Below are 20,150 nucleotides of genomic sequence, written 5' to 3' on the forward strand. Positions count from 1 at the left end.
GCTCCCTTATATAAACTCAATAGCAAAAAAAGTTAGGCTAAGTGCCTGCCACCATCCACCGCAAAGCTGCGACCTGTGACGTATTGGCTGCTTGTGAGGTAATCAACTAATTCAATGATCTCAGGGTTACCGGCCTCTTTAGGCAGTATGGCTTTGGCTAGCGCTTTAACTTTGTAGGCCTCATCATCACCTTCATTAAACAAGATCATCGCAGGGGCAATGGAATTGACTTTCACCATAGGCGCAAGTTTACTCGCAAATGACAGGGTTAAATTGTGCATTGCCGCTTTACTGGCCGCATAAGCGATATGCTTTTTACTGCCCTTTTCTGCCACATAGTCGGTGATATGAATGATATTAACCGCACCAATTTGCTCATTCGCCGAGGCGATTAATTTGTCGGCCAGTGCCAGATTAATTTGATACGGCGCACTCACATGTATGTTCATCATTCGATTCATAATATCGGCAGCGCTCATACCCGGCTTGGTTTTATCGTTATGCCAGTCAGATGCATTATGAATAATGCTGTGAAGCTCGTCATGGGTGGCATTAATGCGCACTAACATATCGTCTATTTCAGCAGGAATGCACAAATCACACTGATAAAGGTCGGCACCTAATTCGGCTAATTCATCAATTGCAGGATAATGGGTTCTAAAGGTGCCAATGACATGCATACCTTTAGCGAGAAAATCCTTTGCCAAGGCGTAACCAATACGTTTGCCGACGCCAGTAATGAAAATAGTTTGCTTCATTGCAGTTCTCTTATGATGATTTTTATTGAAAATAAGCAGTGTTAAAACAGGTCATTAATCCAGTCGTTTATCATTGCAATTAATCATTAGCAATTAATCATAAGCAATTAATAATAGCCTCATTGACTCGAAATTAATGACCTTTAAGTATGGTGTTAGCTACAGCCGCTTAACTCTTAGCAAAGAATTCAGCTCTTGAGGCAGGATTAGCTTTAAAGCAGCCGCCTAGTGCGGAGGTTTTGGTATAGGATTGAGTATCCATAATGCCTCGGGATTTAACGCAGTAATGGGTGGCATTGATACTAATGGCAACATCGTCGGTTTCAAGCAAGGTTTGTAGCGCCACCAGCACTTGCTGGGTAAGTCGCTCTTGTACTTGAGGTCGCTGGGCAAAGAATTTCACAATGCGGTTAATTTTAGATAAACCAATGATTTTTCGCCCCGGTACATAAGCAACATTGGCGACACCATCGATGGTAATAAAGTGATGTTCGCAGGTACTCACCACGCTAATATCACTGACTTTAACCATTTCATCGACGCCCATTTTGTTGTCAATTTGGGTGACTTTGGGGAAGTGGTTGTAATCAAGCCCTGAGAAGATTTCATTAACATACATTTTGGCGATTCGATGAGGGGTTTCACATAAGCTGTCATCGGTTAAATCAAGTCCAAGGGTGGAGATAACTTCTGTCATCAATCCTTGTATACGAGCCACTTTTTGCTCATTAGTCATGTCATTTTCAACGACTGGGGTTTCTAGACCTCGCTCAATCAGTACTTGCTGTACTTTACGTGCTTCTTCAGAAATCATGTGTTTTCCTTATGGCAACTCGTGCCAAATTAAAACTCACTTTATTTTCGCTGCTCTAATGATAATGAAACAGAGTCGGCAAAACGTAATGCGTGTGGTTTGTCGATTGTCACCCGCGACATGGTAATGGAAGGATGTTCACTGCAAATTGCCAGCACATCAGCAACTAATTTTTCCAGTAATAAAAATCGGCCTTCTTCAACATGTTGGATCACTTTCTTGGTGATTATCTTGTAGTTCAGCGCATCAGCAACATCATCTGTTTGAAACGACTTATCGGCTGGGTACTGAATTTCAATATTGATAACAACATCTTGCTGCTTTTCTCGTTCATCAGGGTTAAAGCCGATGAAAGTACGTAAACGTAAATTAGTAACTTTAATAATTGCTTGGCTAATTGACATAGAAAGCCTCATTTTGAATACGCGTTTTTGGATACTGTTTTTGTATACCAATGCGCAATACGTGAATACATCGAATAAAGATCAAATAACAAAGAGCCAAGCTAAACTCTGCTGACTCTCCTATTTATAGCGATAAAAAAACGATTATGCGAACTAAAATGCTTATTAGTTTGTGTAACTTAGCCTAATAATCAAGCTTGTAGTTAAGCCAATATTACACTGTTACTCTGAATCACTTTAAATCGCTTACTCATTAAAACTCTTTGTAATTTCTGTCACTTACCTTAAGGAAAATCAAATACCACATTGGCACTAAGATTAACCTTAAGTAAATTACTCATTAAAACTCTTTGTAATTTCTGTAGCTTACCTTAAAGAAAATAAGATAAAACACCGGCACTATAATTAATGTCAGTATGGTTGCAACCCCAAGACCAAACATCACTACTGCCGCTAATGACTCAAAAAATGCATCGGTTAATAGCGGTAATACCCCTAAAATGGTGGTGATTGCTGCCATACAAACCGGTCTCACACGGCTAACGGTTGAGTTAAATACCGCTTCAAAGGTTTCGACGCCGTCATTAATGTCAGTGTTAATTTGATCCAGCAAGACAATACCGTTTTTAAGTAGCATGCCCGATAAACTTAACATTCCCAGCAGCGCCATAAAGCTAAAGGGTTTATCTAAAATCAATAAGCCTGAGGTAATACCAATAATGGCCAGCGGCACACACGCCCAAATCACTAAAGGTTTTCTCACTGAGTTAAACAAGAATACCGTAATTAAGAACATGAATAAAAAGCCCAATGGCAAGGTGGCAAATAATGACTCTTGGGCATCATTTGATGATTCAAACTCACCGCCCCACTGCAGCTCATAACCCACAGGTAATTCTAGCGCTTCAATTTGTGGCTTAATTTGAGCAAACAATTGCGCCGGTAAAATGTCATATTCAAAATCCGTATCGGCAAATACCGTTAAGGTACGTTTGCGATCACGGCGTTGAATAATGGGATCTTCAAACTTCACCTCAAACCCATCGACCACTTGCTGCAGCGGTACAAAGGCAGACAGCGCAGGGCTCCAAATACGAACACTTTCAAGTGAGTCGATATCAATACGCTCATCTTCTGGTAAACGGCCAATGATAGGCAATAAGGTTGTCCCTTCGCGGTACACCCCTATTTGTAACCCTGTAAACGAAAACTTAATCGCTTCATCCACTTCACTTTTTACGATTCCTAAACGTCTTGCTTGGGTTTCATTAAAGCGAGGCGCAATGTATTTCACCCGTTCACGCCAGTCATGACGCACGTTAACGGTGGCCGGTGTGGCATGGAATATCTCCATCACCTGCGCGGCAATGCTTCTTAATACATCAGGGTCTGCGCCGCTAATACGCGCTTCAATTTTAGCGTCCGTTGAAGGGCCGATTTCTAAGCGCTTAAACTTAAACTGCGTCTGTGGGTATTTGGCTTCTACTTTAGCTCTAAATTCACTCATTACCCCGCTAAGGGATTCAAAATCGGCGGTGCGAATAGCCATTTGCGCATAAGATGCGTAGTTTTTCTCTGGCGAGTAAGTCAGTAGAAAACGCGGAAAGCCCTTACCTATGGTTGAGCCGACAAACTCAACATTATCAAGCTCCATGGCGATGGATTCCATACCTTCAACAATGCCCTGAGTTTCACGAATATCTGTGCCTTCTGGCATCCAGGCATCCACTAAGAAAATCGGCGTGGTAGAAGGTGGGAAAAACGACTGCTTAACGTAAGCAAAGCCATAAATCGAAATACAAAATGCCATCACCACGGCGATAACACTGACCCAGCGATGCTTCATACACCAATCGAGTAACACTTTGTAAAACACAAAGAAGGCGCCACCGTAGGGATCTTTAAGCTCACCTTCCACTTTTTCAGCATCTTTTCCAAAAAATAGCTGTGCAAAAAATGGCGTGATGGTAATGGCGGTAATCCAAGATAAAAACAGTGAAAACAGCAATACCCAGAATAAAGACCCAGCAAATTCACCGGTAGCATCAGGTGATAAACCGATTGGCGCAAAGGCAGTAATAGCAATCACTGTCGCACCAAGTAATGGCCACATGGTTTGTTTTACAATGCCTTGAGCTGCTTCTAAGGTGGTTTGGCCCCGCTGCCTGCCGATTAAAATGCCTTCGACGATCACAATGGCGTTATCCACCAGCATCCCTAAGGCAATAATTAACGCCCCTAAAGATATTCGCTGCAGCTCAATCTCTGCTTGCAGCATCAACATGAAGGTGCCTAAACAGGTTAAAAACAAAATTAACCCAATTAAAATGCCTGACTTAATGCCCATAAAGACCAGTAGCACGCCGATAACGATCACCACAGCGGCAATTAAGTTCCACACAAAGCTGCCCACTGAAGCATCGACTTCATTAGGCTGGTTATACATGGTTTCAATCATCATGCCCGCAGGACGGACACTTTCAATACTGGCAAGCTTGGCGTCAATGGCTTTACCCACTTCAACCACGTTCACGCCAGTTGAAAAGGCGATGCCAATGTTAATCGCATTGTGCTGATTAAAGGTCAGTAGATTAGTGGGAATATTTTGAAAGCCCCGCGATACTGTGGCGACATCTTTTAAGTAAATAAGCTTATCGCCTTGGGTGCCCGGAATAATCAGCCCTTCTAGCTCGCTAACAGACTTAAAGCCCCCACTGGTACGGATTTTTAAGTTGTCACCGGCAACCTGAATGTTACCGGCATCAGACACCATATTTTGTGAGTTAAGCAGGTTACTTACTAAAGATGGGTCGATATTAGAACTGGCAGCTTTGTTCAATGACATTTCAACAAAAACTTGTTCTTGCTGATTGCCAGCCAATGACACTTTACCTACACCTGGCACGAGCTCTAATTCACGTTTAACGTAATCAACATAATCTAAAATATCGCGGTAGCTGTAATCACTACCACTGACCATTAGCATCACCCCGTAAACATCACCAAAGTCATCATTGACCATAGGGGCCTGAACCCCTGGCGGTAAACTGGCCGACATATCATTGACTTTACGGCGCAGCTCATCCCAAATTTGTGGGAGTTCATCAGGACCATAGTTATTTTTCATGGTCACAGTAATTTGCGACATTCCCGATGTACTCAATGACTTGAGGGTATCGATATAAGGCAATTCTTGAATGGCCTTTTCAATAGGATAAGTCACTTCTTCCTCAACTTCCGTTGAGGTCGCCCCCGGATACAGGGTGACCACTACCGCATCTTTAATGGTAAACGGCGGATCTTCTAACTGACCAAGGCCGGTAAATGACATTAAGCCGCCAATCAATAAGATCAGGGTAAACATCCAGCTAATGACGGTGTTTTTGACAAAGTAGCCTGCAATATTCATATGACACTTTCCTTTGTGTTAGCTGGAACGATTGTGAGTAATGGGTTTATTAACAATACAATCATCAGCCTACACTCCCCCTACTACTTGTACTTTTTGACCGGCCACTAAACGTGAAGCGCCCGTTTGAATAATCACTTGGCCATCTTTTAGGCCATCAATAACTTCAATTCTGTCGCCAACAATCACCCCTAAAGTCACGTGCTGATACTGAATGGATTGATCAGTTTTATCAAACAACCAAACACCACTGTCTTGTATTTCGATGTCACTGCCATCTTGCATAATCACAGCTTCAATAGGGACCATGAACTGACGGTTGTAGGTGTAAGTAAGGTGGCTTAAGTCAACTTTTACCTTAGCAGGCATACCTTCAAGTACTTTATATTTAGGGTCTAAATCAACTGCGATAGTGGCAATATAGGTTGAGGTAGCAGGATCTTTTTCGGTGTTAACTTCCAGTAAATGGCCGTCAAATCTGGCATTAGGAAAGGCTTCAAAACTGACCTCTAATAATGCGCCTACACTTCTGTCCTTAGCCTTCTTTGACACCGCTATCAACATGTCAGGGATTTGTACGTCCACTTCGATGCGCTCAATCTTTTGAATACTCACCACTGGTACGCCCGGCTGCACGTTTTCAAAAGACTCTAAAAATACATCACTGATCACCCCTGAGAACGGCGCTCTTAGCTCAGTGTATTGCAGGTTAAGCTCTGCTTGCCTTGCCTCGGCTTTTGCCACTAAGTACTGGGCATTCATTTGATCATAATCAGATTGCGCCATTAACTGCTTAGCCACCAACTGTTTACCGCGTTCAGATTGTTTAAAATTAACCTCCATACGTGCAGTTCGATCGCTTAAAGCAATCTCAAAGTCAGTTTTTTCTAATATCGCCAGTAAATCTCCCTTTTCGACCTGTTTGCCTTTGCTGGCTGGAATTTGCGCGATACGGCCGCCAACACGAAAAGAAAGGTTAGTTAAGTCCTGCGCTCTAGCAACACCATTAAACTCACGGATCACCGAGTTATCTACAATCGGTAAAGCGTAAGTCGTCACTCTGGTAACATTGGGCTCAATATCGGGGCTTTTGTCACAGCCACTCAGTGTCATAACCGCCAGCAGCAGGCCAGCACTTTTAAGCATGCTATAGATAAAATTACTGTTCATATTTATAAGCCTCGCTCTTTAATCCATTGCACCGCAGCTTGGCCATCTTTAAGCTCAGATGCTCCTGCAACGACTAACCAGTCACCATCTTCAAGGCCAGATACTAAGCGATTGCCTTTTAATTTTACTGGCACTTTTTCAAGGGTTAACGCCTTTGGCGACCAGATAAAAACAAAGTCAGTTTCATTTTCAGTAATCACCGCACCAGCAGGAATTTTAGGGTGAGCATCTGCGGTTCTGGCAGGCAGTTTGACTTTTACTTGGGCCGACATCCCCGGTAGCACATTAAGTTGCTCAGGCATTGGCAAGGTTAAAATGATGGTATAACTACCCGTGGTTGAGTCGGCAATGGTATTGAGCTCTTTTAAACTGGCAGCATACCAACGATCGCGACTGTCAAACTTCACCTCAACGTTTTGCATATTATCAAAGCTTGAACCGGCTTTTTGAATCGCGCCAATAAACTGCTCTGGTAACTGAAAACTAATATCAATGGCTGATTCGATCCGAATTCCCATCACTTCTTCTTGGGCTTGAACATATTCAAAAGCACGCTTGCTGCGTTTAGAAATGATGCCTTTATATGGCGCCAATAATTTGGTGTAAGTCACATCCGCTTTGGCTTTATCTAAAGCGGCTTGGGCAATGGTGTAATCGCTTTTGGTTTGGTCGTAATCATTACGCGAAACCACCCCTTGCTCAACCAAAGATGCATTACGCTCAAACAGAACTTTAGCTAATTCAAATTGCGCCTGAGCGACAGCCAATTGCTGTATATAAATAGCGCCATCAAGCTGTGCAAGCAGTTGGCCGGGCTCTACGGCATCGCCGGGGCGCACAAAAATGTCAGCAATTTCACCAGCAACCCGAAAAGATAAAGCGGCTTTTTCAGAGGCTTTTACTTCACCGGGTAAAAAACGTTCACGAAAATCACTGCCCACATCAATTTGCTGGACTTTAACGGGTCTGGGGATTTCAACTGATGCTGCTGTTGTCTCGTCAGCAGCAGTAGAATGCGCGAGAAAGGGACTGGATAAAGCCACCAAGGAGAACACGAGTAAAGAAGAAAATTTACAGGGCTTCTTCATTTTTTGCTCCGAAACATTTTAGTTAACTGGATAATAACATTCAAAAACTTACAATAATAGCGACTATAAGCCACCAACAAAGATCTAAACAAGCACATTTGACGTAAGATTAAGTGTAGTAACTTATTGAGTTAATTTATAACTCAGTAATTAACCATAGAGGTATCGAAATGGAATTACGGATTTTTTACGACAGTGCCTGCCCCTTATGCAGCAATGAAATGCAACAATTAAAGCAACATGACCGCTTGCACAAAATTGAGCTGGCTGATTTAAACCAAGACGGTTTTGCCGAAAAGTATCCCCATATCGACTTAGAAAAAGCCAACAAAATTTTGCATGCAGAAACCAACCATGGCGAAATATTACTGGGACTGGATGTGACCGCAAAAGCTTGGGCACTCACCGGAAAACATCAATGGCTGCAGTTGTTGCGCTTACCTTGCATCAAACCATTAGCCGATGTGGCTTATCTTGGCTTCGCCAAACACCGCTACAAATTATCCTACCTGTTAACCGGTAAGCAGCGCTGTGAAGACGGTAGCTGTAGCATCAAATAGTGAGTTAATAGCTTATAGCTATGGCTACAATCAGCCGTCAATCTAAGGAGATTTACTTGAGCCAATCATTCACTGCACATTCAGGCTCAGTTGCATTAATCATTGGCGCATCTTCTGGGATTGCAAAAGCCATTATTGCTGCGCTGATTCAGCAAGATGCAGCAACGGCCACTGACATAAAGCACATTATCAGTATCAGCCAATCAGCAATAACCCCGCCAATCACAACTTCTGAGACGAAATTGGCAAATGACAGTGATAAAGCCATAATTCATCAACACATTAGCTGCGATTATTCAGCAGGCGCCATTGCCACACTGTGCCAGCAATTGCAGCCGTTGAAAGGTCAAATTACTCGGGTATTTATTTGTAATGGCAGATTACACAATCAGCATCAAATGAGTGACACTGCAACCACAATAACCCCTGAAAAGCGTTTAGAAGATGTTGACCCTGAGGCTATGCAGGCTTTGTTTGAATCAAATACCATTACCCCGATGTTGTGGCTGCAGCATTTAGTTAAACTGGTGGCAGGTAAACAGGGCTGTATTATTAATCTGCTTAGCGCCCGAGTCGGCAGTATTAGCGATAACCGCTTGGGAGGATGGTATAGCTATCGCGCCTCAAAAGCGGCGCTAAACATGCTGATTAAAACCGCGGCGATTGAATATGCTCGGCGAGCCAACAACGTAAAGCTCATTGCTTTTCATCCCGGCACCACTGACACCCCATTATCAAAACCGTTTCAGGCCAATGTCGCAGAAGGAAAATTATTCACTCCAGCGTTTGTTGCAGCGCAATTACTGCAAATCAATAACGCCATTGTGCTAGCCGATACAGCGACAAACCCAGTAGAGAGCCCTGAAATGACTGCGCCCATCAGCTTTGATGGCCAAGCAAGCTTTATTGATTGGCAAGGTAAACAGATTAGTTGGTAAAGCTTAGCTCTTTTAGGCTGTGTGCAACTTTAGCTTGTCAGCAACAAAAATGCGAAGCCCAAGGCTTCGCATTTTTAGCGGTAAATCAAGTTATCAAAAATTGATAAGCTTAAATTTACTTAACGAATTCAACACCAAGTTTGATGTCGCCGTTTAATGTATCAAGCATTGCATCACGGGCATTAGCTTCAAATGCACTAACTTCGCCGTATGGTAAAACTTGCTCTACACCGTTTTTACCCAGTAACACAGGTTGTGCGAAGAAGTCAGCATGTTCACTGCCGCCATCAACATAAGCACATTCAACCACGTTAGCTTCGCCTTGTAGGCCGCGAACTAAAGATAGACCAAAGCGACATGCCGCTTGACCCATAGACAGAGTCGCACTACCGCCACCCGCTTTAGCTTCAACAACTTCAGTACCCGCATTCTGGATACGTGTCGTTAGCGCTGCAACTTCTTCATCAGTAAAGCTTACGCCTTCAACTTGTGAAAGTAGTGGCAGAATAGTCACACCACTGTGGCCACCAATAACGTTGATGTTTACATCAGCAACGTTTAGACCTTTAAGGTCAGCGATGAAGGTTTCAGAGCGGATAACATCAAGTGTCGTCACACCGAATAAACGGTTCTTATCGTAAACACCTGCTTTTTTAAGTACTTCAGCTGCAATAGCAACGGTAGTATTTACTGGGTTAGTGATAACGCCAATTAATGCTTTAGGGCAAGTTGCCGCCACTTTTTCAATAAGGTTTCTTACGATACCCGCATTGATGTTAAATAGATCTGAGCGATCCATACCAGGCTTACGCGCAACACCCGCAGAGATAAGAACAACATCAGCGCCAACTAGCGCAGGAGTTGGGTCTTCACCAGCAAAACCAGCCACTTTTACATCTGTAGGGATGTGGCTTAAGTCAACAGCAACACCTGGAGTAACAGGAGCGATGTCATATAGAGACAACTCTGAACCTGCAGGAAGTTGAGTTTTTAATAGTAAAGCTAAGGCCTGGCCGATACCGCCAGCAGCACCAAGTACAGCTACTTTCATGATGATCTCCAATTACGTTCTAGTGATTGACTTCAGTCTGGTCTGTGACACAGATCATGTTTTCTTGTGGCGTCACATTACTGGATCACAGCGAGGATTTCAATTATCCCTTAGTAGATCACACTAATTTACTTATTCTATGATATGTATATAAATAATGACTAATTTAGCCAACAACAGCTAAAATGAATTTTTATTCACCAATTTAGCTTATTTCTTGACTTGATGCGTTTATCTATTCAGAATAAGCTACTTTTTTGAATAAAATCTATTCTTTTTAAAAATTACTATAAGACGAAAAAAATATGCCAGCGACTAAGAATCAGGATGAACTCGTAAAGACGTTTAAGTCGATATTAAAGGAAGAGCGCTTTGGTAGCCAAAGTGAAATCGTAATCGCATTGCAAGCAGAAGGTTTTGGCAATATTAACCAGTCAAAAGTTTCCCGTATGCTAAGTAAGTTTGGTGCTGTACGTACCCGTAATGCTAAGCAAGAAATGGTATATTGCTTACCCGCTGAGTTAGGTGTGCCAACGGCAGGTAGCCCAGTTAAAAATCTGGTATTGGATGTGGATCATAACCAAGCGATGATCGTAGTCAGAACCAGCCCCGGTGCAGCGCAGCTTATTGCGCGATTATTAGACTCGATAGGCAAGCCTGAAGGGATTTTGGGAACCATTGCTGGTGATGACACTATCTTTATTTGTCCTTCAAGTATCAAAACCATTGATGATACCTTAGAAACAGTAAAGTCACTGTTTGGTTATAGTGAATAGCATATTCAAGCTTCATTGAGCCATAAAAAAGCAGCCTTAGGCTGCTTTTTTGGGTTTTAACAGTGTGTAAGCGTTAAATTGAGGCGATTTCAGCATCAGTGAGAAAACGCCATTCACCTTCTTCTAAATCAGCATCAAGTTCAATTTCACCCACAGCTTCACGATGTAAATTCACCACCCGATTACCAACTGCAGCAAACATACGCTTCACTTGATGATACTTACCTTCGCTGATGGTTAATCTGGCATGGTATTCATCAATGATCTCTAGCAGCGCCGGTTTAGTTAAGCCATCTTCACTTTTTAATTGGATCCCTTCGGCAAAGGTTTCCACCAATGCAGGATCAAGTGATGCAGCAGCTTCGATAAGGTAACGTTTACCGCAATCTTTTTTAGGCGAGGTGATTTTATGTGACCATTGACCATCGCTGGTGATCAGCACCAAACCTGTGGTGTCCACATCTAAACGCCCGGCAATATGCAGCGTATCGACTTTTTCAATATCCATTAATCCCAACACCGATTGATATTCTTCATCAATGGTTGAGCAAATGGTGTCTACTGGTTTATGCAGCATGATATAGCGCTCGCCCACTATCTTAATTTGACGACCTTCGATACACACTTCAGTATCATCTTTCACTTTAAAGCTCGCGTCTTTAACCACCACACCATTACAGGTCACTTCACCTGACTTGATAACTCTTTTTGCTAATGAACGAGTCAGCTCAGTGCTCTCGCAGATAAATTTGTCTAAACGCATATATAAAACCAAGTGAAAACTAATTGGTCGCTATTATGAGCTGTTGGCCAGCAAATAGAAAACGATAAATGGCGCTGGTAACATCTTGGTAATTTTTAGTTACACAAGACTGCTAGTTTTTGAAGCATTTATCGCTAAATGCCTAGCCATAGCCCTTGTTAAACGCCCCCATTAAGACTTAACATGTTTGTCACATAAAACTGCCTTAAGGCAGTCGAATAATAATAACAACTCAAAACTAAGGCCGATAAAAAGGCTTCATTCTTCAATGCATAGGGAAACAACATGAAAAAGCTAGTTATCGGTGGGCTTTGCGCCTCACTTATCGCAGGCCTTAGTGCCTGTAACTCAGATCAAGCCGTCACTGAATCCGCAGCACCAGAAGTCGCTAAAACAGAAACCGCAGTAGCCGTTGAAAAAGCCCTTACCTCAGGTATTAGCTTTGACAATATGGACAAGTCAGTTCGCCCACAAGATGATTTTTACCTCTACGTAAATGGCGGCTGGTTAAAGACAGCGGAAATCCCTGGTGATCGCACCAATATTGGCGCATTTTACGACTTGCGCGAAAATGCCCGTGACGACGTTAAAGCCATCATCGAAGATGTCAGTGCAAACCCAGATCTTAAAATGGGTACTGATGAGCAAAAAGTGGCCGACCTTTACCGTTCATTTATGGACGTTGAAACCCTAAATAAACTCGGTGTTAGCCCAATCCAAGCTGAATTTGCCCAAATTGCTGCACTGAAAGATAAGAATGAATTAACCGCTTATTTTGGCGAGAGCCAAGTTAATGGTGGCGGCACGCCATTAGCGTTTTATGTCAATGTTGATGCTAAAGACTCTAGCCGTTACGCCACCCATATTTGGCAATATGGTCTAAGCCTTCCTGAAAAAGATTACTACTTCAATGAAGAAGAACGCTTCGTTAATATCCGTAGCAAGTACGTTGAGCATATCGAAAAAATGTTTGACCTTGCCGGCCTTGAAAATGGCAAGCAAGCAGCGCAAACCGTTTTAGCATTAGAAACCGCTATCGCTGAGCAACATTGGGATGTGGTTGAAACCCGCGACAGCACTAAAACCTATAACCTTTATCAAGTTAAAGATTTAGCCACCTTAGCACCAGACATTAACTGGGATGGCTATTTAGCAGCCCTTGGCGGTAATGCTCAAGCTGACATCATCATTAACCAACCAAGCTTTATTGAAGGCATCAACCAAGTGATTAAAGACAATGATCTTAATACTTGGAAAACCTACATGACTTGGATGGCGCTGACCCATAATGCCAGTCATTTATCTGAAGCCCTTGATAATGAAAACTTCGAGTTTTTCTCGAAAACACTCAATGGCCAAGAAGAGCAACAACCTCGCTGGAAGCGCGGCGTTAGCACAGTCAGTGGCACCTTAGGTGAAGTTGTCGGTAAAGTGTATGTGAAACGTCACTTTGTACCTGAAGCGAAAACCCGTATGAGCCAATTGGTTGAAAATTTACGTGGCGCTTACGGCACTAGCATTGAATCATTGGATTGGATGAGCGAAGACACTAAAGTGGCCGCTAAAGACAAGTTAGCTAAATTTAACCCTAAAATCGGTTACCCAGATAAGTGGGAAGACTACAGCAAGCTCACCATTGCTGCCGATGATTTACACGGCAACATTAAACGTGCCGCGGTTGTTTCCCATAACAAAGATATCGCTAAACTCGGTCAGCCCATTGATAAAGGCGAGTGGCACATGACGCCGCAAACCGTTAATGCTTATTACAATCCAACCATGAACGAGATTGTCTTCCCTGCAGCTATTTTACAGCCACCATTTTTCAATCTTGAAGCGGATGACGCGGTAAACTACGGCGGCATTGGCGCAGTCATTGGCCACGAAATGGGCCACGGATTTGATGATCAAGGCGCTAAATTTGATGGCGAAGGTAACATGCGTGATTGGTGGACTGAGGCTGATTTAAAAGCCTTTACCGCTAAGGGTAAAGCATTAATAACTCAGTACAATGGTTATCAAGTATTTGATGATTTACACGTTAATGGCGAGCTAACTTTAGGTGAGAACATCGGTGACTTATCTGGTGTAACCATCGCTTATAAAGCCTACAAAATGTCATTGAACGGTGAAGAAGCACCGATCATTGACGGCTTAACCGGTGACGAGCGCTTCTTTATGGGCTTTAGCCAAATTTGGCGCGTAAAAATGAAAGAAGAAGCACTGCGTAACCGCGTTGCGACTGATCCGCATTCACCAGGTCACTTCCGTGCATTAGGCGCATTGTCTAATATGCCTGAGTTTTACCAAACTTATGGCGTAAAAGAAGGTGACAAGATGTTTATCGCCACTGACGAGCGGGTAAAAATCTGGTAATCACTAGCTTAACGTCATTAGCTTGAGTGAATGACTTAAGTTACTAGCTTGAGTAAATGGCTTAAATCACTAGCTTGAGTGAAAAATCAATAAGGGCATCATTTGATGCCCTTTTTATTTTGCTGGATAAAGTACATATTTGCGCCTTAAAAGCATTAGCTTCAACAATCTGCCCATTCCTATCCCATTGCCTCCTTGAGCGCAGCGTTAAGACATAACCTTTAACCGCACCATAAACAGCCATGGTATTCAGGTGTTATTCAGCTAATTCACGCTAATCTAGCCCCATCAATTTCACGCAGATGTTGAACTAAGGTGAATGCTCAATGAGTCGAATTTTTAGAACCTTTATTATCTTTTTATTATTGCTGACAAGCCGTAATGCCATGGCCTTAACGGTGGACACCAAGCCCGTTAAACCCAGTTACGACTTTAGGCAAATTGTTAGTAACGATCTCGACAGCCTATTAGCATTACAAAATACTCTCGGAGCAGCGCCGCAACAATTTAGCCATGATTTAGATGCCTTGTTTGAACGTGCCCCAAACGCACAGTCGGAGCTAAGCAATTTAGTGACTAAAATTAGCCAGCAAAATCAGGCTTACACGATTATTCCTAAAATCAAAAGCTACCAAAGAGCCCAGCAAAAAATGGCGCTCAAATTTGACGGTGATGCCAGCTACCTCACCGATATTGCCAGAGCAACCATTGTCACGAATGATGTTGCCAGCTTAATGAGCGCTTATAAAGCCATTGTCGCACACGCTGAAGTCGTACAAGTTAAGAACCGCTTTGCCACACCTAAAGCATCTGGTTACCGCGATTTAAACCTGCTGGTTAAACTGCCTCAAAGCCAAATGGTTGCTGAAGTGCAATTACACCTTAACAAGATTGCTGAGATTAAAAGCGGCCCAGAGCATCAGGTCTACGAGCAAATTCAACACATCGAATTAGAAGCTCAACGCCAACATAGACCCGTCAGTGAGCTTGAATTAATGCAAATTGTGAAACTGCGTCAAGAGTCACACAAGCTGTATCACAAAGCGTGGCTAAGCTATAAACGTCAGAGTTTGGCTGAACTGCAAGCGGCATAAGCGCCCACTGAAGCACTCACTCGTCTAACCTTTGCACTGGTAACGCCTTGTTGTTTGCCTACCTTTGACACCTTTTTTAAAGGTGTCTTTTTTTGCCTAAAATAAAATCTGAATTGGTTAAAAGCGCCATTCAGGCTATACTGCCGCCATTATTGCCCGATGACTGGATACACTGATGAATGACATCATTGAAATGCTACAAGACTTGAGTGAAACGGTACCAGTACCACTCGAATTACCGACATTCGAGCAACTGGTAGAAGTGGAAGAACAAATTTTAATTTCACTGCCAAATGATTTAAAAGAATACCTATTATTTGCCAGTGATGTCATTTATGGCTCCATTGAAATGGTCACGGCATCAGATCCGTATTCACACACTTATTTACCTGAAGTGACCAGCTATGCCTGGTCTATCGGCATGCCAAGAGAATATATTGCTATCTGCCAGCAAGGCGATAACTTTTATTGTATCGACCAAGAAGGCAATGTGCGTCACTTCTATAAAGGCCGCATGGTCGACATTATGTGGGAATCATTGTGGGACTGGATCCAAGACATTTGGCTGAAACGAAAATAGCCTAAGCTTGAACCACTGACATCATCAACGTACACAGTAAACGCATACCGTTACAGTATTAGAAAATTAGGAAACATCATGGCTAAATCAAACAACTTAAACGCAATTGAAATGCAGTGTTTACGGTTATCTTTAGGGTTAACGGTTGAGCAAATTGCTGAGTTAACTAAAAGCACCCCTGAAGCGGTCATCGCTTGGGAAGCCGGCGAAACTGAAGCGCCAGTGGTTGCACAAAAGAAATTGCTTGAAATTGAAGACACCATTGAAATGCAAGTGCTTAACACCACTGACGGTATCGAAGCGCTATTTAAAACTGAGCCTAAGCGCCGTTTAGCCTTTGTGGTTTACCCAACTCAAGCTATTTACACTCAGTACAATCCTGAGTTTTTAAGCTCACTGCCTTACACTGAGCTTTATAATACTGCGGCGTGGCGCATCAAAAAAGAATGCCAAATCGTACTTGATGTTGAAGTCAGCTTAGTGGCCTTAGAAGTGGAAAGTTACAAATCATTCCGTGCTGACAAAGGCATGAGTGAAAGCCGTGAGAGCCGCGCAAAATGGGCAGCAGCTCAACTTTAAGTGCTTATTCGAGCACTTTATCTGCATTAAAATGGGAAGCCTCTGGCTTCCCTTTTTATTGGTGACTTTTAGCGCCCGTTTTATCGGTGTTGCGATAGTGACATCAAGCTAATTAAATAAAACTATTCAACCAAGCTCACTCAATCAACTCACTCAATCAACTCGCTCAATCAACACGCTCAAGTGTTACTCACTTTGGGCCGCCGCTTTGGCCGCTGCTGACTTTTTAAGTGCTGCTGCTAAACTCGGGCTTTGTTGTAAACGATCACGATAAGCGGCGAGTTTAGGCGGAATGGTTTGCTCAAACATAGTGGCCCACAATAACGTTTGCGCCAATAAAATATCGGCAATGGTTAACTCGCTGCCACAAAGGTAGCCTGATCCTGGTACCCATAATTCAGCAATAGCGGCAGCACGATTAAACTCAAACTTTGCCACTGGCAACATGGCACCTAAACGCTGATCTTCTGGTAAAGCAAAGCGGTGCTTACCCATACTCCATAAAGGCTGCTCTAATTCACATATGATAAAGCTAACCCATTGATGGTGTTTTGCTGACGCAGCGCTGCCAGGCACAGGTAAAAATCGGCCATTACCGTACTTTTCAGCCAAATATTGTAAAATAGCGGCTGACTCAGTTAATACCAACTCGCCATCGGTAATCACGGGCATTTTGCCACTGGGATTTAAGGCCAAATAGGCTTCAGCGCGGTTATCGCCTTTTGAAAAATCCACAAAGGAAAACTGCCACTCAATGGCTAATTCTTCCAATAGCCATGAAACCCGCAGTGCCCTGCTTTGGGGCGTGCCATACAAAGTAATCATAATCTGTCCCTGCTTGATAAAGTAAGCTAATAACTGCCATAAAAAAGCGGCTTGCGCCGCTTGCTATTTATGCTGTAAACATTAGCCTAGTTTTATTAAAACTGGTAGCTAACTTTACCGTACCATAAGGCGCCAATGGCTGAATGAGTTGCTTGATCGTAACCCATGAAATCAGCAGCACTAAATGGTGGCTCTTCATTAAACACGTTATTAGCACCCACAGTCAGTGACCAATGGTCAAAGCCAATATAAGTGACATTTAAATCCAAGGTAAGCATTGAATCAATTTGACCTGTGGCACCTGCATCAACATTATCAGTGTACTCACCAATGTAGTTTAAGCGCGCGCTGGTTTGCCAGTCGGTATAACCCCAATCCATACCACCAATCCAGCGATATTCAGGATGTTGATACTCGCCCGCTAACTCACGCGTTGAACCGTCTTCACGAACTTGATCAAAGCTATTAACCCAAGTCAGGTTATAGCTAAAGCCAAACTCACCAGCAGAGTCGGTATTCAATACATATTTGACATCAAAATCGACACCGTCTGTAGATTGACTACCTAAGTTGCCAAATTGGTCATAAATTTCAATGATGCGCCCAGGGACATTCGTCGATGAAGGTTCACGCTTAACCACACTGGCATTATCACCTTGGGTATCGACTAAGTATTGGGTATCAGAGGTGATCAAACCATCTTGATCGTAATTCCAGTAATCCACCCCGACACTTAAGCCATCAGTGATCTCCCAAACACCGCCCACGTTATATGAAGTCGACTCTTCAGGTTGTAAATTAGGGTTACCAGAAAATATCACCGTACGCTCTTGGGCGGTACAATCTTCTTCTAAGCCTGTTAATGGACAACGTGTTGTATCCACTAAACCCGGTGACTCCTGAGAAGGACCCAAACCTAATTGCACCAATGATGGCGCTCTAAACGCTTCGCCCCAACTGGCGCGTAGTGTGAGGTTATCTAACGGCGTATAACGCAGCGCTATTTTAGGGTTAGTGGTATCACCAAAGTCGCTGTAATCTTCATAACGCAGCGCTAATTGCGCTTCTAAACGCTCAAAAATCGGTACGGCTAACTCAATGAACAATGAAGTTTGATCGCGCTCGCCTGCCGCTTCTGTGGCTTCAGTACCAAAAATTTCACCACGCTTAAACAGCTCATCAGGGTTATCTGACAATGACTCTTCACGGTACTCAAAACCGACCGCCATGGCTAAACTGCCCGCAGGCATCTCCATTAAGTCGCCACTGATTTTACCGTCAAAAGCATTGGTGGTTGATTTACCACTACGAGTAGTATTAACACTGATATCATCAATCACAGTGCCTTGCTGAGTCGTCGCTAACGGGTTAAACGCGCCTGAGTTAATGGCCTCTTGTAAACGCGGCGTCCACACAAAACCTTGCTCACCAAACTCAAGGTTACGGTTATAAGAATAGGTATAAGCTAATTCCCATTCCCAGTCTGACAACATACCATTTAAGCCTAACACCACACGGGCGCTATCTGATTCTGATGATTTTTGTCGCGGCCCAGTTTCAGTTAAACGGCGGCGCATAGTTAAGTCTTCACCGGGGAATGGATTAATAGCAGCGCCACTGGTAAACAGTGGGTTATCGTTGAGCATGTAAAACTCACCAAAAGATGGGCTAGCGGCGCCTTTAATCACACTTTCATTATGCTGATACATAAGCTCAGCAAATAGACTTAAATCATCATTAAATTCATAGTTTTGAAATACTGATAAGCCCATGCGGCTCGACTCTGGCACTGAGGTCATTTCTGGCGCGTAATCATAGCGGCAGTAACTGCCTTTAACGCTATCAGCAGGACAATTTACATCTGGGGTCCAGCCAAACAAGTCTGATTTAGGGGTGATTGAGCCGTCCATGCCTATGGTCGCAGGAATGTATGAACCTGGGTTACCCGCAGACGATCTAAAATCACTGCCGCCATTAGCGGTTTGATCTGCTGAACGTGAATAATCACGATCGGCAAATAAGGTTTCACGCTCTTTAAAATAATCAAAAATTACTGTGGTATGAGACTTACCATTAGCCGCTTCTGTGCCCCACAAAATGGAGCCTGCTTGCTGACCGCCGCCATCTTCAACGGTTTCAGCAATCTTGCCGTTAACCTCAAAGCCTTCGAAGTCTTTTTTCATGATGATGTTAATCACACCAGCAATCGCGTCAGAGCCATAGGTTGCAGAAGCGCCATCTTTAACAATATCAATTCGCTTAACTGCTGAAATCGGGATTGAGTTAATATCAACAAAGGCAGTATCAATGGATTTTGCAAATGACGATACCGCAATACGGCGGCCATTTAACAATACCAAGGTGGCATCAGCGCCTAAACCGCGCAGTGATACTGCAGCGCCACCATTGGCAGTATCATCTGAGTTATTACCTTGGGTTGAGAAAGTACCACTACCGGATACCGGTAATTTACTCAGTAGCTGAGAAATATCTTGCGCCCCAGAACGGGCAATATCTTCAGCACTTAACACCGTCATCGGTGAGGCGCCTTCAAGATCGGTGCGTTTAATATGGGTACCAGTGACTTCAATGCGTTCGACTTCGGGTTCGGCTGCAAAAGCGGTCTGGGTTAAAAGCGTTGGGGTGAGCATAAGTGATACAGCAGTAGCGCAAGCGCTCCGCCAGAATTGAGGTCGTGACATAATTATCCCTAATTTAAAATATTTAATTGGTTAGACTCAACATCATTTTTAAGTCTGGTTTAGCTGAACTCTTTCGATTGAGTTTCTAATAACGCGCCGTACATTAGTACTTCGCAATACACTAACCTATGTAATTCCCACAGGATGTCAACGATTGTTTTTTGGACAAATGTAACAAATCGTACCAGCAAGCCATTAATTTGCTATATTCAAATATTGATAAAATGTGCCATAGTCATTATCAATTTAAACAATGAGATAGT

General features: G+C 43.2%; 17 protein-coding genes. 7 read left to right on the forward strand and 10 right to left on the reverse strand.

Features of this window, described 5'->3' with window-relative positions; translation table 11 throughout:
* Positions 1 to 32: 32 nt before the first annotated feature.
* The 6 genes from folM to BM739_RS08670 form a co-directional block, all read right to left on the reverse strand.
* Positions 33 to 758, reverse strand: coding sequence for a dihydromonapterin reductase (gene folM, locus BM739_RS08645; protein WP_076539659.1), 726 nt, complete (start codon positions 756 to 758; stop codon positions 33 to 35).
* A 169-nt stretch (positions 759 to 927) separates the two neighbouring features.
* A complete protein-coding gene (gene folE, locus BM739_RS08650) occupies positions 928 to 1,572 on the reverse strand; it encodes a GTP cyclohydrolase I FolE (protein ID WP_076539661.1) in 645 nt (214 codons plus the stop codon).
* Positions 1,573 to 1,613: 41 nt separating this feature from the next.
* Positions 1,614 to 1,970 (reverse strand): dihydroneopterin triphosphate 2'-epimerase, encoded by a 357-nt coding sequence (gene folX, locus BM739_RS08655; protein WP_076539769.1) that lies wholly within the window; start codon positions 1,968 to 1,970, stop codon positions 1,614 to 1,616.
* 346 nt (positions 1,971 to 2,316) lie between these two features.
* The gene (locus tag BM739_RS08660) at positions 2,317 to 5,385 is read right to left on the reverse strand and encodes an efflux RND transporter permease subunit (RefSeq protein WP_076539663.1); all 3,069 of its coding nucleotides are present in this window, start codon (positions 5,383 to 5,385) and stop codon (positions 2,317 to 2,319) included.
* A 69-nt stretch (positions 5,386 to 5,454) separates the two neighbouring features.
* Positions 5,455 to 6,555, reverse strand: coding sequence for an efflux RND transporter periplasmic adaptor subunit (locus BM739_RS08665; RefSeq protein WP_076539665.1), 1,101 nt, complete (start codon positions 6,553 to 6,555; stop codon positions 5,455 to 5,457).
* Between the two features lie 2 nt (positions 6,556 to 6,557).
* Positions 6,558 to 7,643, reverse strand: coding sequence for an efflux RND transporter periplasmic adaptor subunit (locus BM739_RS08670; protein ID WP_083698105.1), 1,086 nt, complete (start codon positions 7,641 to 7,643; stop codon positions 6,558 to 6,560).
* A 170-nt stretch (positions 7,644 to 7,813) separates the two neighbouring features.
* On the opposite strand from BM739_RS08670, the gene BM739_RS08675 reads away from it, so the two are divergent.
* Positions 7,814 to 8,203: a thiol-disulfide oxidoreductase DCC family protein gene (locus BM739_RS08675; RefSeq protein WP_076539668.1), complete on the forward strand. Its 390-nt coding sequence runs from the start codon at positions 7,814 to 7,816 to the stop codon at positions 8,201 to 8,203.
* A gap of 56 nt (positions 8,204 to 8,259) precedes the next feature.
* Complete coding sequence (locus BM739_RS08680; protein ID WP_076539671.1) at positions 8,260 to 9,141, forward strand: SDR family NAD(P)-dependent oxidoreductase; 882 nt, start codon at positions 8,260 to 8,262, stop codon at positions 9,139 to 9,141.
* A gap of 115 nt (positions 9,142 to 9,256) precedes the next feature.
* Here the strand turns inward: BM739_RS08680 and mdh are convergent, their stop codons facing one another.
* Positions 9,257 to 10,192, reverse strand: coding sequence for a malate dehydrogenase (gene mdh, locus BM739_RS08685; protein WP_076539674.1), 936 nt, complete (start codon positions 10,190 to 10,192; stop codon positions 9,257 to 9,259).
* A gap of 305 nt (positions 10,193 to 10,497) precedes the next feature.
* Between mdh and argR the strand changes: the two genes are divergently transcribed.
* Positions 10,498 to 10,968: a transcriptional regulator ArgR gene (gene argR / locus BM739_RS08690; protein ID WP_076539676.1), complete on the forward strand. Its 471-nt coding sequence runs from the start codon at positions 10,498 to 10,500 to the stop codon at positions 10,966 to 10,968.
* A gap of 73 nt (positions 10,969 to 11,041) precedes the next feature.
* Here the strand turns inward: argR and rsuA are convergent, their stop codons facing one another.
* Positions 11,042 to 11,731 carry a 16S rRNA pseudouridine(516) synthase RsuA gene (gene rsuA, locus BM739_RS08695; RefSeq protein WP_076539678.1) on the reverse strand — a complete coding sequence of 230 codons (690 nt, stop codon included), beginning with the start codon at positions 11,729 to 11,731 and terminating at the stop codon, positions 11,042 to 11,044.
* Positions 11,732 to 12,016: 285 nt separating this feature from the next.
* Here rsuA and BM739_RS08700 point away from each other — a divergent pair, with 285 nt between their 5' ends.
* The 4 genes from BM739_RS08700 to BM739_RS08715 all read left to right on the forward strand — a co-directional run bounded on the left by BM739_RS08700 (position 12,017) and on the right by BM739_RS08715 (position 16,360).
* Positions 12,017 to 14,107 carry a M13 family metallopeptidase gene (locus BM739_RS08700; RefSeq protein ID WP_076539680.1) on the forward strand — a complete coding sequence of 697 codons (2,091 nt, stop codon included), beginning with the start codon at positions 12,017 to 12,019 and terminating at the stop codon, positions 14,105 to 14,107.
* 326 nt (positions 14,108 to 14,433) lie between these two features.
* Positions 14,434 to 15,201, forward strand: coding sequence for a RelA/SpoT domain-containing protein (locus tag BM739_RS08705; protein WP_076539683.1), 768 nt, complete (start codon positions 14,434 to 14,436; stop codon positions 15,199 to 15,201).
* Between the two features lie 175 nt (positions 15,202 to 15,376).
* Positions 15,377 to 15,781 (forward strand): SMI1/KNR4 family protein, encoded by a 405-nt coding sequence (locus BM739_RS08710; protein WP_076539686.1) that lies wholly within the window; start codon positions 15,377 to 15,379, stop codon positions 15,779 to 15,781.
* A gap of 78 nt (positions 15,782 to 15,859) precedes the next feature.
* A complete protein-coding gene (locus BM739_RS08715) occupies positions 15,860 to 16,360 on the forward strand; it encodes a DUF4447 family protein (protein ID WP_076539688.1) in 501 nt (166 codons plus the stop codon).
* Positions 16,361 to 16,546: 186 nt separating this feature from the next.
* Here BM739_RS08715 and BM739_RS08720 read toward each other — a convergent pair whose 3' ends face one another.
* Both BM739_RS08720 and BM739_RS08725 read right to left on the reverse strand, forming a co-directional pair.
* Positions 16,547 to 17,185 (reverse strand): glutathione S-transferase family protein, encoded by a 639-nt coding sequence (locus BM739_RS08720; protein ID WP_076539690.1) that lies wholly within the window; start codon positions 17,183 to 17,185, stop codon positions 16,547 to 16,549.
* Positions 17,186 to 17,280: 95 nt separating this feature from the next.
* Positions 17,281 to 19,887 (reverse strand): TonB-dependent siderophore receptor, encoded by a 2,607-nt coding sequence (locus BM739_RS08725; RefSeq protein WP_076539692.1) that lies wholly within the window; start codon positions 19,885 to 19,887, stop codon positions 17,281 to 17,283.
* Between the last annotated feature and the right edge of the window lie 263 nt (positions 19,888 to 20,150).

The organism is Shewanella sp. UCD-KL21 (assembly GCF_001957135.1).
Taxonomy (GTDB): domain Bacteria; phylum Pseudomonadota; class Gammaproteobacteria; order Enterobacterales; family Shewanellaceae; genus Shewanella.